Origin of the sequence: Brevibacterium luteolum (assembly GCF_025147615.1) — a bacterium.
GTDB lineage: Bacteria > Actinomycetota > Actinomycetes > Actinomycetales > Brevibacteriaceae > Brevibacterium > Brevibacterium luteolum.
In genome coordinates this window covers 1-13602 of the sequence record NZ_JALXPM010000022.1, presented here as the reverse complement: position 1 = coordinate 13602, position 13602 = coordinate 1, and the positions used below count along the sequence as shown (strand labels likewise).

The window sequence follows — 13602 nt, the reverse complement described above, 5'->3', positions numbered from 1 at the left end:
GACCGTGCCCCGTCCGCTCGTGCGGTGAGCGACGCTGCGTTGACCCCGGAGCTGGTGCCGCTCTGGCAGGACAACTACTGCGTCTACGGGGTCCGAAAGCTCTGGAAGACCGCGCGTCGCGCCGGGATCGGCATCGGCCGAGATCAGACGGGCCGGCTCATGCGCGCCGCAGGGATTGAGGGCGCGACCAGGTCGAAGCGGGTGAAGACGACCCGGCCAGATCCGACCGCGGCACGGCACCCGGACCTGGTGAAGCGGGAGTTCACTGCGACCGCGCCGAATCGGCTCCGGGTCACAGATCTGACGTTCGTCCCGGCCTGGGCGGGCGTCGCTTACGTCTGCTTCGTCGTCGACGCGTTCTCCCGGATGATCGTCGGGTGGCGGTGCGCGTCACACATGCGCACCGAGATGATCCTCGACGCGATCGAGATGGGGTGCTGGTCCCGCAGCGCTCACCACGACGATCTCCGCTGCCACAGCGACGCAGGGTCCCAGTTCACGTCCATTCGCTACGGCGAACGTCTCGCCGAGATAGGCGCGACGCCATCTATTGGGACCGTCGGCGACAGTTATGACAACGCCCTCGCTGAGACCGTGAACGGCTACTACAAGACCGAACTCGTCCGCGGCCCCGCCCGTCCCGGACCGTGGCGGACGGTCGAGGACCTCGGGCTCGCGACCCTCGGATGGGTGCACTGGCACGACACCCAGCGCCTACACGGCTACCCCAGACTCAGGGCGCTTCACTTCACGCCTTTTCAGTCTCCGGGGTGGGCGGTCTGGTCCGCGAGGAGACGAGCGGCCTCCGCAGCGTATGGTGCTTCCACTTGGACCTCGTAGTGGCCGGCCTCAAGGGTCTTCAGTGAGTCGAAGTCCCGTCGGCCGCCCGTAGCCAGGTGTCCAAGGAAGTAAAGCAAAGCGCCCCAAACTGCGCCAGAGGCGACCGAGATGATCACGATGGCCAGCCAACCGAATCCGGGGGCGAACAGCCCGAACAGCAGACCTAGCAGAACACCGAACCATGCTCCAACGGCTGCGCCCCGTAGCGCAGCCTTTCCTCCTGTCAAGCGACCGAGTACCTGCTCGACAACACGAATGTCGAGCCCCACGATCGTCACTCGTTCCACAGCGAAGCCGGCGTCGGAAAGACGGTCAACCGCTGCCTGCGCACTGGCGTAGTCAGAGAACTGCGCGATCGTTTGCTTCCAGCGGGGGTCATTGGTGAACGAGAACTCATTAGCCTCCTGCTCCGGAGGGTTGTTGCGAGGGGTCTCGGGGCTGGTCATGGGCGTACTCCTTCAGTGAAAACTGGATGAACCACCGTGCTAAGACCAGAAGGCTGGGTGCATGCCCGTCTTCCGGTCTTGCAAGGACGGGTGTTGCGCCGTTCGGCATCAGGGAAAGGTCGCCCTTGTTTGCTTTCGGCGCGTGCCGCGAACGAGAAGCATGGAGTTGGGTTGTTCCGTGTCCTTCATCCGCGGCATGTTCTATGTCGGTGTGGGGCTTGTCGTCTTGCTAACTTTGGCTCGTCGATGGGTCTCCGGCCGGGCGTTACTCCTGAGTCGAGTGCTGACTCAGGACATGAATCTTGCGGGGTTTTGCCTTTTCGCTTACTGGGATGACCAGGCTGAGCACGCCGTCGTCGTAGGAGGCGGAGACGTTGGCTGAGTCGACACCCTCGCCGATGCTGAACTGGCGGAGGTAGGTGCCCGCGGGTCGCTCCTGAACGAGCCACTTGGCTCCCTCGGTGCGGGGTGCAGTGCGCTGGGCGCGGATGGTCAGCAGCTGACCGTCGACGTCGATGTCTCGATTCCTTCCCGATATGGTGGCGTCGGACGTATCAGACTATGTCCATGTTAGTGCGGTCACTCCGTGGGTGCAACTACTACCGGCTCTTCACAGATGAGGGTGTAGCTGTGGTGCGACCTGGGGCGGCGCGTCGGTGTCGGGGTGAGGGTCGAGGTCTTCCGATGATGGGAGTTCTCACACAACCCGTCCGGAAGACCTCGACGTGCCTGACGCTACCTTCACGCGCCCTGACCTGACTACCTTCACCCGCCTCGACGGCCTCGGTCTGGAGGTCACCGGCCAGCTGCTCGAGCCTGACCGGTCCGTGCTGGCGTGCCGGGTCGTGGAGCCGGACGACTGGTGCAGGCGGTGCGGCTGCCAGGGCGTGCCCCGTGACACGGTGAGCAGGGAGTTGGCGCACGAGCCGTTCGGGTGGCGCCCTACCACGCTGGCGCTCACCGTGCGCCGCTACCGCTGCAAGGAGTGCTCGCACGTGTGGCGTCAGGACACCACCGCTGCGGCGCCGCCGCGGGCCAAGATCTCCCGCGCCGGCCTGCGGTGGGGTCTGGTCGGGATCGTCGTCGGCCACCTGTCGATGGCCCGAGTTGCCGAAGGACTGGGCGTGGCGTGGAACACCGCCAACGACGCGGTCCTGGCTGAGGGCCGGCGTCTGCTCATCGAGGACCCAACCCGCCTGGACGGTGTCAAGGTCGTCGGGGTCGATGAGCACGTGTGGCGGCACACCCGGCGCGGTGACAAGTACGTCACCGTGATCATCGACCTCACCCCGGTCCGGGACGGCACCGGGCCCTCACGCCTGCTGGACGTGGTCGAAGGTCGGTCGAAGAAGGCGTTCAAGGACTGGCTGGCCGAGCGGGATCAGGCTTGGCGCGATGGGATCGAGGTCGTGGCCTGTCGGAAATCCAGCACTTCTTCATCGGTGAGACCCTGCGCTGGCGCATTCCGATCGGCACGACTGAGCCGATCAAGGCAGGAGCGAAGCTCGTCCTCGAACCCGGTGACAACTGGACCTTCAACGATCCTTCCACCGTCGAAGAGCAGACCGGTGTCGAATGGGCCGGCAGCTCACCGCAGATGTACCTGTTCCACCGCTTCTACGGAGGAACCGGGTCCGACTTCCTCTTCCACGACCCCGGCACCAACGAGAACCCGCGCTTCAACAATGTGCCGACCGAGATGCCGACCTACGAACTCGTTGACGGCAAGCTGGTAGTGACACTGCCGGAGATGCCGGCTGACAGCCACATCATGTTCACGGCCACAGCCACTCCGAACGAGGGCACCGACATCAACACCACGGGATTCGCCATCGACGGCAAGTTCACCGGCGAGTACCCCGAAGAGGTCCTCGAACGCCGCGGCTGCCTTGAGCCCACCCCGACCGATGAGCCCACCGCAACGGACGATCCGACCGCGACCGATGAGCCCACCGCGACTGACAAGCCGACTGATGAGCCGCGACCGACGCCGCCAGGTGATGACAACGGCGACGACAACGGCCGCGACGACGACGGCAGGGACGACAACGGTCGTGACCGCGATCGTGACGGACGCTACCTGCCGCGGACTGGTGCCGGTGTCGGCAGCGCGCTGTTCGGCGCAGCCCTGCTGATAGGAGGCGGAGCGGCAGTCGTCATCGCCGCACGACGCCGCCGGTGACCTGACCGGTAGTAGATGAGCAAAGCGCCTCTGGTTCTGTGTGAACCAGAGGCGCTTCGCTGTGCTGGGAGGATCAGCTCGCCACAGCGGCGGAGTTCTCCGCGTAGGAGAGCCGGCCGTCGCGCATCGTGGCAACGGCATCGGTCTTCGGCAGGAACTCGGTGTCATGGGTGACGATGACGGTGGCGACGTTGAACTCCTTCGTCACCTCGCACAGCAGGTCCATGATCGCCTCAGAGCGGTCGTGGTCGAGAGCGGCGGTCGGCTCATCGACGAGCAGGACGTTCGGATCGCCCATGAGGGCGCGGGCGATGTTGACGCGCTGCCGCTGACCACCGGAGAGCTGGTGGGGCCGGCGCCTGGCGGCATCGGCTAAGCCGACGCGTTCGAGCAGTGCCTCAGCCCGCTTGCGGGTGTCATCCCCGCCGCCCTTGCCGCGCAGCTTGTCGGTGATGATGAGCTGCTCGACGGCGGTCAGCGACTCCAGCAGGTTCGGCTGCTGGAAGACGATGCCGATCTTCTCGCGGCGCAGCCGGCTGCGCTCGGACTCCTTGAGGCGTCCGACGTCGGTGCCGTCGATGCGCACCACGCCGGAGGTCGGGGTCACCAGTGTCGAGCCGACCGCGAGCAGGCTGGACTTGCCCGAGCCGGACGGGCCGACGATCGCGGTGACAGTGCCCGGGGTCAGGGTCAGGTTCACGTCATCGAGGGCGGTGACGGTGCCGGTGCCGTCCGGGTAGGTCAGCGTGATGCGCTCCAGCTCTAGCGCAGGAGCGCTGGCGGCGGCGGTGCTCTGGGTGTTCGTGGTCTGCAGGATGGTGGTCATCAGTTTCCTCCCAATGCGAGAAGCGGGTCGACGCGGGTGACACGGCGGACGGCGAAGGCGGCGGCGATGAGGCCGATGCCGACCACGCCTGCCATCGGCAGCAGCGTGGTCGCCGGGCTGACGGTGAACGGTGCGACCGAGGACAGAGCCAGACCCGCTGCGATGCCGATGATGCCGCCGGCGATGACGCCGATGCCGAGCACGATGAGCGCCTGGCCGAGGGCGTCGCCGAGCACATAGCGGGTGGAGCCGCCGAGTGCCTTGACCACGGCGATCTCACGAGTCCGCTGGATCGTCCACACGCTGAGGAACGCAGCGACGACAAGGGCGGAGATGCCGTAGAGGAACGCCTGAATGAGGGTCAGCGAGCCGTTCTCCGAGCTGTATGAGGCGAGCGCGGAGAAGCTCTCCTTCGGCGTCATCGACACGGTGCCGGCCCTGTCGTCGGCCTCAGCCCGGACGTCGTCGACGTCGGTGCCGGCGGTTTGGCTGCCAGCTGCCGCGACCGAGGTGTCGGTGACGTTGGCGAGCACGACGGTGCCTGCCACCTCGGGGTCGGAGATATGGGTGATGGACTTCCACGTCGCCAGGTCGATCCAGGCGACCGGGGTGTGGGAGTACCACTGGTCGGGGATCGTGCCGGCGACCTCGAGCTCGGTGCCGCCGAAGGTGACGATGTCACCGGTCTTGGCTGACAGCTCGGTCGCGAGCTCCTCGCTCAGCACGATGGTCTCAGCGCGCAGCGCTTCCGGGGCGATGCCCGAACCGGGTTCGGCGGCGAAGCCGGCAGCCTGGGTGGAGGTGTCGAGTTCGAGGCGGGACTGCACGATGCCCAGCGGTTCGGCATCGGAGACACCAGCCGTCGACTGCCAGGTCTCAACCTGATCGGTGGTGACGCGGGACTGGGTATAGGACGGGTCGTCGACCTCCTCATCCTCGCTGCCGCTGCCGAAGGCCACCATCGAGGCCGGCAGCTCGGCGATCGCCGAGGTGGACTGGCGGGCCAGGCCGGCGGTGAGCCCGGAGAGCATGATGAGCAGCACGCTGATGAGCGCGACGACTGCGGCCATGAGGGCGAAGCGGCCCTTGGCGAACTTGATCTCACGAAATGCTAGGAACATATCTCCACGATCTCGCCTTCCGCGCGTGCGCACATCGGGAGAACGGTGGGACTTCGCCTCAACCATTCGATTGATTCTCACAGCGCAGCGGCACGGCTAGAGTTGGACTATGCCCGAGCCTGACAGCCGTGTTCCGCTGGTGCTGCGCGCCATGCGGGTGACCCTGCATGTCGGGTTCGCGCTCCTCATGGGCATCGGGCTCATCCGCGCGCTGACCGAGATCGGGCTGCACGGCATCGGCTGGATCATCCTGGTGCTCTCGGTCCTGCTGGCCGCGACCTACGTCTACGGCACGGTGCGCGAGAAGCACCACAGCGAGCACGTCGGCGTCGACGGCCGGCTCGCCGGTCTGCCGCAGCGCATGGCGATGATGTGGCTGGCCGCGGTCACCGTGCAGTGGCTGTGCCTCGTCTCGCTGAGCGAGCACTTCACCTGGCTGGCCTTCCCGCTGTTCTTCCTGCACCTGCACATCCTGCGCACCCGGCATGCGATCTTCGCCGTGCTCGCACTCGCCTGCTCGGTCGGTGCCATCCAGTGGGCGCACACCGGTCAGCTGCAGCCAGCGCTCATCGTCGGCCCGCTGCTCGGCGCCGGGGTGGCGATCATCATGTCGCTGGTCTACCAGGCCCTCTACACCGAGAGCGAACATCAGCGCCGCGCGGTCGAAGAGCTCATCCGCACTCGCAGCGAACTCGCCGCCGCCCAGCACGAGGCCGGGCAGCTGGCCGAACGCGAACGCCTCGCCCAGGAGATCCACGACACCCTCGCCCAGGGCCTGTCGAGCATCGTGCTCGTCTCCCGCGCCGCCCGTGATGCGCAGGCCGGCGGCAAGCCCGAGGCTGCCGATGACTACATCGACATCATCGAGCGCACCGCCTCTGAGAATCTCGCCGAGGCCCGCGCCTTCGTCCGCGATCTGGCTGCCGGGCAGGCCCCGCAGAAGCAGCGCACCACCCGGCTGCTCGAGCGCCTGCCGCAGCTGTGCGCCGACACGCAGGAGCGCGCCCAGGCCGCCGGGCAGGACCTGACGTGCACGTTCGCTCTCGAGGGTGACCCGGTCCCGGTTTCAGCCGCGACCGAGGCGGCACTCGTGCGGTCTGTGCAGTCGCTGCTGTCGAACGTCGCCGCCCACGCACACGCCTCGGCAGCACGGGTGACCTTGGCGTTCTTCGACGACATCGTCACCATCGACGTCTTCGACAACGGCCGCGGTTTCGATCCCGGCCGCGTGCTGCAGGCGGACCCGGCCGACCGGGGCGGTCGCGACTCCGGCTACGGGCTGCGCCTGCTGCGTGAGCGCATCGGCCAGGCCGGCGGGGAGGTCACCGTCGAATCAGCTCCCGGCCAGGGCACCGTCGTCGGTGTCAGCCTGCCGCTGACCCCGGTCGAGGACCGCCCGCCCCAGCCACTGGAGGGAACGGTATGACTGAGATCCGCCTGCTCATCGTCGATGACCATCCGGTCGTGCGCACCGGTCTCATCGCCATGCTCAACGGCTTCGCTGAGTTCGAGGTCGCCGCCGAGGCCTCCGACGGCATGCAGGCCATCAAGGCCGTCGAGCGGGCCGAGACGTTGGGCGAACCGGTCGACGTCGTGCTCATGGACCTGCAGATGGCCGGGATGGACGGGGTGAGTGCGACCCGCAGACTCAAGGAGTCCCGCCCGGACCTGCCGGTGCTCATCCTCACCACCTACGACTCCGACTCCGACATCGTCGCAGCAATCGAAGCCGGTGCCTCGGGCTACATGCTCAAGGACGCCGACCCGGAGAAGATCCGGCAGGCCGTCACCGAAGCCGCCGCCGGGCGCACCGCCCTGGCCCCGGAGATCGCCGCCCGGCTCTTCGACCGGATGCGCAGCCCGGGCATCTCGCTGTCGAACCGGGAGATCGAGATCCTGCAGCTGCTGGCCACCGGGACATCGAACCGGGAGATCGCCAGCGTGCTGTTCATCTCTGAGGCGACCGTCAAGACTCACCTCAACCACATCTACTCCAAGCTCGGCGTCTCCAACCGCACCGCAGCGATCGCTGCCGCTCGCGAGCAGCGCATAGTGCGCGACTGACCGGCTGCGCGTCGGCAGATGACGCGAGAAGTCGCATTCATGACGCTGCATGGCATGTTTATGACGCTATGAGGCGTGCCGTGACATCCCCACCGGCTCCGGCCGCCGCCCGGACCTAGCGTGAGTTCCGCATCAGTCCTCCCACAGACCTAGGAGCCATCATGCCGCTGATCCGCTTGCCCATCCTCGACCTGTCGCGTGCCGACGATCCGCAGCTGGCCGCTGACTTCCACCGCCAGCTGCGCGAGGTCACCCACTCGATCGGATTCTTCTACCTCACCGGCCACGGCATCCCCGCCGCAGACTTCACCGCCCTGCTTGAGACCGCTGAGCGCTTCTTCGCCCTGCCCGAGGAGGACAAGCTCGCCATCGAGAACACCCGCTCCCCGCACTTCCGCGGCTACACCCGCACCGGCGGCGAGCGCACCCAGGGCCTGGTCGACTGGCGCGAGCAGATCGACATCGGCCCACACCGCGCACCGGTCGCCGAACCGCTGCACGCCTACGACCGGCTCACCGGCCCGAACCTCTACCCGGAGGCCCTGCCGGAGCTCAGGGCCGTCACCGACGCCTGGCACACCCAGCTGAGTGCGGTCGCAGCCCGGCTGCTGTCCGAATGGGCGGTGAGCCTCGGCCAGCCGGCTGACTTCTTCGCACCGGCCTTCGCCGAAGACCCCGAGTCCTTCATCAAGATCATCCGCTACCCGGCACCCGAGCCTGCCACCGCCTCGGGCACGGCCACCGAGGACATCACCCAGGGCGTCGGCGCGCACCGCGACGGCGGGGTGCTCACCCTGCTGTACCCGCAGCCGGGGACCACCGGGCTGCAGGTGCTGCATGAGGACCGGTGGACCGATGTCGAACCGATCGAGAACACCTTCGTCGTCAACATCGGCAAGCTGCTCGAAGTCGCCACGGGCGGCTACCTGCGCGCCACCGTCCACCGCGTGCTGCCGACCGCACCGGGTGCGGACCGGATCTCGGTGCCGTTCTTCTACAACCCCGCCCTGCGCGCCAGCCTGCCCGAGGTGACCCTGCCTGCTGAACTGGCCCCATCAGCGCGCGGGGTGAGCGCTGATGAGCGCGACACGCTGCACGCTGTCTACGGGGAGAACGCGCTGGCCTCTCGGCTGCGCTCCCACCCCGACGTCGCCGCACTCCACCACCCCGATCTGCTGACTGCCTCGCCGGAAGCCCAGTGAGCACGATCTCCGCCTCAGCACCCCTCGATGCCTGGTCGCCGGCCGCCGCACCGGAGGCCGGCGTGGCCGCAGGGACGTCCGGGACCCGTTTGGCGCTGTCCTTCGAAGTCATGCCCCCGCGCAGTGCCGCCCAGCAGCAGCGCTCCGGTGCGCTGCTGGAGCTGCTGGCCTCCTACGACCCCGACTACCTCGCCGTCACCTCAGCGGTGGGCACCGGCTGGTCGGCGGGGACGGCGGCCTTCATCGAGCAGCTGGCCGCGACCACCCGGCTGCGGCCGCTGGCCCACCTGACGTGCACCGCAGCCCCGCGCAGCGAGCTGATCGAGTGGATCGAGCGGTTCATCGACGCCGGGGTGCGCGGATTCCTCGCCGTCCGCGGGGATCTGGCAGCCGGGCAGTCGGCTCCCCCGCGCGGGCACCTCGCGCACGCCGATGCGCTCGTAGCACTGCTGCGCGAGGTCGAGCAGGGCCATGTCGCCCGGCTGTGCGGCGGCAGGCTGGCGATCGGGGTGGCGGCCTACCCGAGCGGGCATCCCGAGTCACGGCATCCGGCGGAGGACATCGACGTGCTGGCCGCCAAGCAGCGCAACGGCGCCGACTTCGCCATCACACAGCTGTTCTTCGACTCCGCCCTCATCACCGCTGTTGCCGAGCGTGCTCGGCTGGCCGGCGTCACCCTGCCGATCATCCCGGGGATCATGCCGATCACCGGCACCGCGCGCCTGCAGCGGATGTGTCGACTCTCCGGGCTCACGCCACCGCCGCGCATCTCCCAGACGCTGGCCGCAGCCCGCAGCCCAGCCGAGGAGTACGACATCGGCCTGGACCTCACCGCCGGTTTCGTCGACGAGCTCATCGCCGCCGGGGTGCCGGGCCTGCACTTCTACACCTTCAACGACCCGACGACCATCACCGAACTGCTCTCCCGCCTGCGACCAGCCACCCTCGCCCGGCTGATCGCCGACCGAAAGGACTTCCTTTGACCGCCTCACAGAAGTGTGCGTTCCCGCCTGCAACCGTCACCGGGCTGCCGCGCATCGGCCCGCGCCGCGAACTCAAGCGCGCCCTCGAAGCACTGTGGGCCGGCACCATCGACGAAGCCTCTTATGCCGATGCCGCCCACAGTCTGCGAGTGACCGCCTATGAGCGGCAGCGCGAGCTCGGCCTGGCCGCCGACTACGCGATCCCCGGCGACTTCTCCGCCTACGACCAGGTCCTCGACGCTGCCATCACCACCGGCATCGTCGGCGAGGATCCGTCCGGCACCGCCCTGGGTGAGTACTTCGCTCTGGCCCGCGGCACCGCAGAGCGTCCGCCGCTGGAGATGACGAAGTGGTTCGACACGAACTACCACTACCTGGTGCCTGAAGTCGCCGATGAGCGCACCTTCACCGCCCGCCCGCAGCGTCTCCTCGACCTCGTCGCCGAGGCGCGGCAGGCCGGGCATCGGATCCGTCCGGTGCTGGTGGGTCCGGTGACCCTGCTGGCGCTGTCGAAGCCGGCGGCCGGAGCAGAGCACGCGCCGCTGGAGCGGCTCGATGAGCTCGTCGAGGTCTACGCCGAACTTCTGGCTGCCCTCCATGCCGCCGGAGTCGAGTGGGTGCAGCTCGATGAGCCGATCCTGGTGACCGACCTCGACGCGATCAGCGATGCCGACCTGGCCGCCTGCGCCGGTGACGCGCACGCCCGTCTGCTGTCAGCCGGTGAGCGCCCGCAGGTGCTCATCACCGCGCCATATGGTGCGCTGCGGGCAGGACTTGAGACCCTGCTGGCCGCCGGGCCCGAGGCGCTGGGCGTCGATGTCTCGCCCGCCACCCGAGCCGTGGACCCTGGTTGGCTGGCCCGCCTGCAGACAGCGGACTTCGGCGCCACCCGGCTGGTGGCAGGGGTGGTCGACGGCCGAAACATCTGGGCTGCCGACCTGGCTGCCGAGCTCGAGGTGCTCACCGGGCTGCAGGACCGTGGCCGCGACGTCTCGGTCTCCACCTCGACCTCGCTGCTGCATGTCCCCTACACAGTGGCCGCCGAGACCCGGCTGCCGGTTGATGTGGCCGGCTGGCTGTCCTTCGCCGCTGAGAAGCTCACCGAGGTCGAGGCGCTCGCGGCGGCACTGGGGGCCCGCGGCAGCGGTGCTGCCGACCCGGCCGGTGTCCGTAAGCCCGTCTTCGACCGGTCGGCCCGGGCGGTGCGCACCCGCGCAGAGTCCGACCGCGTACTCAACCCCGAGGTGCGTGCCCGCACCGCTGCCATCGGTGAGCGTCGGGTGCGCGCTGGCAGCCTCGAAGAGCGCCGGCGGGCCCAGGAGGCGCTCAGCCTGCCGGTGCTGCCGACGACGACGATCGGCTCGTTCCCGCAGACGCCCGAGGTGCGCCGCGCCCGAGCCGCGCTGCGCGATGAGCGCATCACCGAGGTGCAGTACCAGGCGACGATGCGGGCCGAGATCGCCGAGGTGGTGCGCCTGCAGGAGGAGCTCGGCTTCGATGTCATCGTCCACGGTGAGCCCGAGCGCAACGACATGGTGCAGTACTTCGCCGAGCACCTGGCCGGTTTCGCGGTCACCGATCACGGCTGGGTGCAGTCCTACGGCACCCGCTGCACCCGCCCGCCGATCCTGTTCGGCGACGTGCACCGGCCGGCTCCGATCACGGTGCCGTGGTCGACCTTTGCCGCCAGCCTGACCGACACACCGGTCAAGGGAATGCTCACCGGCCCGGTGACGATCCTGTCGTGGTCCTTCGTACGCGATGACGTGCCGCTGTCGACTGCTGCTGAGCAGATCGGCCTGGCGCTCTCCGACGAAGTTGCCGAACTGGAGGCCGCCGGCATCCGGATCATCCAGATCGATGAGCCGGCTCTGCGTGAGCTGCTGCCGCTGCGCGCCGATGCCCGGAACGCCTATCTGGACTGGGCGGTCGATGCCTTCCGGTTGGCCAGCATCGGCGTGGAGCCGGGCACCCAGATCCACACGCATCTGTGCTATTCGGAGTTCGAGCAGGTCATCGACGCCATCGATGCCCTCGATGCCGATGTCACGAGCATCGAAGCCGCCCGTTCGCGGATGGAGCTGCTCGACAGCCTCGACCCCGCCGAGTTCGACCGCAGCGTCGGCCCAGGCGTTTACGATATCCACTCCCCGCGGGTGCCCTCGGTCGATGAGCTCGTTGGCCTGCTGGAGGCAGCCCTGACCCACGTGCCGCGCCATCGCCTGTGGGTGAATCCTGACTGCGGACTCAAAACCCGCCGGTACGAGGAGGTCCGTCCGGCATTGGAGAACCTCATCGCCGCCCGTGACGCAGTGCGCGTTCGCGCCGCCGAGGAAGTTCCTGCGGCCACTGGTGCAGCCTTCTGACCTAGGACGACGACCCTGTCCCTGGTTTCGCAGCGGGCCGGCAGCCGCAGGTGCCGGCTCGCTGCGAGCTGACGGTGCCGCGCCTCAGATTCTTCGGATAGTCTGCCAGTGACCTATTCGGCACTGCCAGCAGCCCCGCGCTGTCACTTTCAGGAGAATCCCCATGTTCGATCCCACACTGGTGACCGGTATCGGCGCGATCCTCGCCGTCGTCTTCATCATCGGCATCATCGGTTTCATCATGTTCCGCCGCGCCTACCGCGTCGCTGCGCCCAATGAGGCGCTCGTCATCACCGGCCGCGCACCCACCCGCAGCAAGGGCGGGGACGTCGACCTCGAAAGCGGCACCCGCGTCGTCGTCGGCGGTCGCGCGATCGTCAGGCCGCTGTTCGACCGCGCGCACACGATCTCGCTGTCCTCGCGCCAGATCAGCATCGAGATCGAGGGCTACTCGTCGAACAACATCTTCCTCCGGCTGCGCGGTGTCGCCCAGATCAAAGTCGGCGAATCGGTTGCCGACATCCGCAAGGCAGCCCAGCGGTTCCTCGATCAGCAGAAGGCCATCGACAACTACTGCCAGGAGATCCTCTCCGGTACGCTGCGCGCGGTCATCGGCACGCTGACGGTCGAGCAGGTGCTGCGCGACCGCGCCGAGTTCGCCGCGCAGGTGCGGGCCGATGCCGCGGATTCGATGAACAACCAGGGCCTGGTCATCGACACCTTCCAGATCATCTCGATCGAAGACGATGACGGCTATCTCAAGGATCTCGGCCGGCCCGAGGCGGCACTCGTCGCCGAGCGCGCCGCGATCGCCGAATCGGAGTCGCGCCGCAAGGCGACCGAGGCCTCGAACGCCGATGCCCAGCGGGTGGCCGAGTCCCAGAAGGACCTCGAGCTGCGCCAGGCCGCGATCCAGCGTGAGACCGCTGCCGAGAAGGCGCAGGCGGCTGCCGCTGAGGAGCTGGCCCGTGCGGAGCAGGAGCAGCGCATCCTGGATGAGAAGCAGAAGATCGCCGACCGCAACAACGAGCTGCGTGAGCGCGAACTCATCGGTGAGGTGCAGAAGCCAGCCGATGCCAAGAAGTACGCCGCCGAACGCGACGCCGATGCCGATCACTACCGGCGCGAGCGCGCCTCGGCAGCGGCACTGGTCGAAGCGCAGAACGACGCTGCGGCCGCTGAGACGCGCGGTCGGGCCGAGGCCGCTGCGGTGGCCGCTCGCGGTGAGGCCGAGGCACGGGCGATCGAGGCCGCCGCCGAGGCGTACGCCTCCTACAACGATGCCGCGCGCCTGGCTGAGATCCTCAAGGTGCTTCCGGAGATGGCCGGCCGACTGGCTGAGCCCTACGGCAGCATCGACAGGCTCTCGATCATCTCCTCCGATGGGGAAGGGAAGCTCAGCGAGAACATCGGCGTCAACCTCGCCAAAGTGCTGCAGGTCGTCGATGAAACCACCGGAGTCGACCTCCGGACCCTTCTGCACACAGCCGCAGACTCTGAGACTTCCGCATCTCAGCCCGCTCCGGGTGCCGGGGCATCTCAGCCGCCAGCCACCACCGAGGCGGAGGAGAC

The 13602-nt window shown here is 68.2% G+C and carries 11 protein-coding genes and 2 pseudogenes; 9 read left to right on the top strand and 4 right to left on the bottom strand.

All coding sequences use genetic code 11. From position 1 onward, the window contains the following. Positions 1-3 precede the first annotated feature (3 nt). A pseudogene (locus M3C25_RS07110) lies at positions 4-726 on the top strand (IS3 family transposase); the annotation flags it as partial. A gap of 32 nt (positions 727-758) precedes the next feature. On the opposite strand, the gene M3C25_RS07105 reads toward M3C25_RS07110, so the two are convergent. Further along, the gene (locus tag M3C25_RS07105) at positions 759-1286 is read right to left on the bottom strand and encodes a YflT domain-containing protein (protein ID WP_259835593.1); all 528 of its coding nucleotides are present in this window, start codon (positions 1284-1286) and stop codon (positions 759-761) included. A 265-nt stretch (positions 1287-1551) separates the two neighbouring features. Further along, positions 1552-1803, bottom strand: a complete 252-nt coding sequence (locus M3C25_RS07100; protein WP_311200513.1) for an Hsp20/alpha crystallin family protein — start codon at positions 1801-1803, stop codon at positions 1552-1554. A 208-nt stretch (positions 1804-2011) separates the two neighbouring features. On the opposite strand from M3C25_RS07100, the pseudogene M3C25_RS07095 reads away from it, so the two are divergent. After that, positions 2012-2701: pseudogene (locus M3C25_RS07095) on the top strand (transposase); the annotation flags it as partial. Then, the gene (locus M3C25_RS07090; protein WP_259855549.1) at positions 2674-3468 is read left to right on the top strand and encodes a hypothetical protein; all 795 of its coding nucleotides are present in this window, start codon (positions 2674-2676) and stop codon (positions 3466-3468) included. The pseudogene M3C25_RS07095 and the gene M3C25_RS07090, both read left to right, overlap by 28 nt. 73 nt (positions 3469-3541) lie before the next feature. Here the strand turns inward: M3C25_RS07090 and M3C25_RS07085 are convergent, their stop codons facing one another. Together M3C25_RS07085 and M3C25_RS07080 are read right to left on the bottom strand one after the other, a co-directional pair. Continuing rightward, positions 3542-4294, bottom strand: a complete 753-nt coding sequence (locus M3C25_RS07085; RefSeq protein WP_259855487.1) for an ABC transporter ATP-binding protein — start codon at positions 4292-4294, stop codon at positions 3542-3544. Then, on the bottom strand, positions 4294-5415 hold the full coding sequence (locus M3C25_RS07080; protein ID WP_259835599.1) for an ABC transporter permease: 1122 nt from the start codon (positions 5413-5415) through the stop codon (positions 4294-4296). The genes M3C25_RS07085 and M3C25_RS07080 overlap by 1 nt, the downstream gene beginning before the upstream one ends. A gap of 109 nt (positions 5416-5524) precedes the next feature. Here M3C25_RS07080 and M3C25_RS07075 point away from each other — a divergent pair, with 109 nt between their 5' ends. The 6 genes from M3C25_RS07075 to M3C25_RS07050 all read left to right on the top strand — a co-directional run. After that, on the top strand, positions 5525-6841 hold the full coding sequence (locus M3C25_RS07075; protein ID WP_259855485.1) for a sensor histidine kinase: 1317 nt from the start codon (positions 5525-5527) through the stop codon (positions 6839-6841). Then, positions 6838-7479 (top strand): response regulator, encoded by a 642-nt coding sequence (locus tag M3C25_RS07070; protein WP_259855483.1) that lies wholly within the window; start codon positions 6838-6840, stop codon positions 7477-7479. The genes M3C25_RS07075 and M3C25_RS07070 overlap by 4 nt, the downstream gene beginning before the upstream one ends. A gap of 161 nt (positions 7480-7640) precedes the next feature. Then, complete coding sequence (locus M3C25_RS07065; protein ID WP_259855481.1) at positions 7641-8681, top strand: isopenicillin N synthase family dioxygenase; 1041 nt, start codon at positions 7641-7643, stop codon at positions 8679-8681. Further along, positions 8678-9664 (top strand): methylenetetrahydrofolate reductase, encoded by a 987-nt coding sequence (locus tag M3C25_RS07060; protein ID WP_259855479.1) that lies wholly within the window; start codon positions 8678-8680, stop codon positions 9662-9664. Before M3C25_RS07065 ends, M3C25_RS07060 begins: the two co-directional genes overlap by 4 nt. Next, positions 9661-12030, top strand: a complete 2370-nt coding sequence (metE, locus tag M3C25_RS07055) for a 5-methyltetrahydropteroyltriglutamate--homocysteine S-methyltransferase (RefSeq protein ID WP_259855478.1) — start codon at positions 9661-9663, stop codon at positions 12028-12030. The genes M3C25_RS07060 and metE overlap by 4 nt, the downstream gene beginning before the upstream one ends. Before the next feature lie 163 nt (positions 12031-12193). After that, positions 12194-13602 (top strand): flotillin family protein (locus tag M3C25_RS07050; RefSeq protein ID WP_259855476.1); only part of this gene is annotated, 1409 nt, incomplete at its 3' end.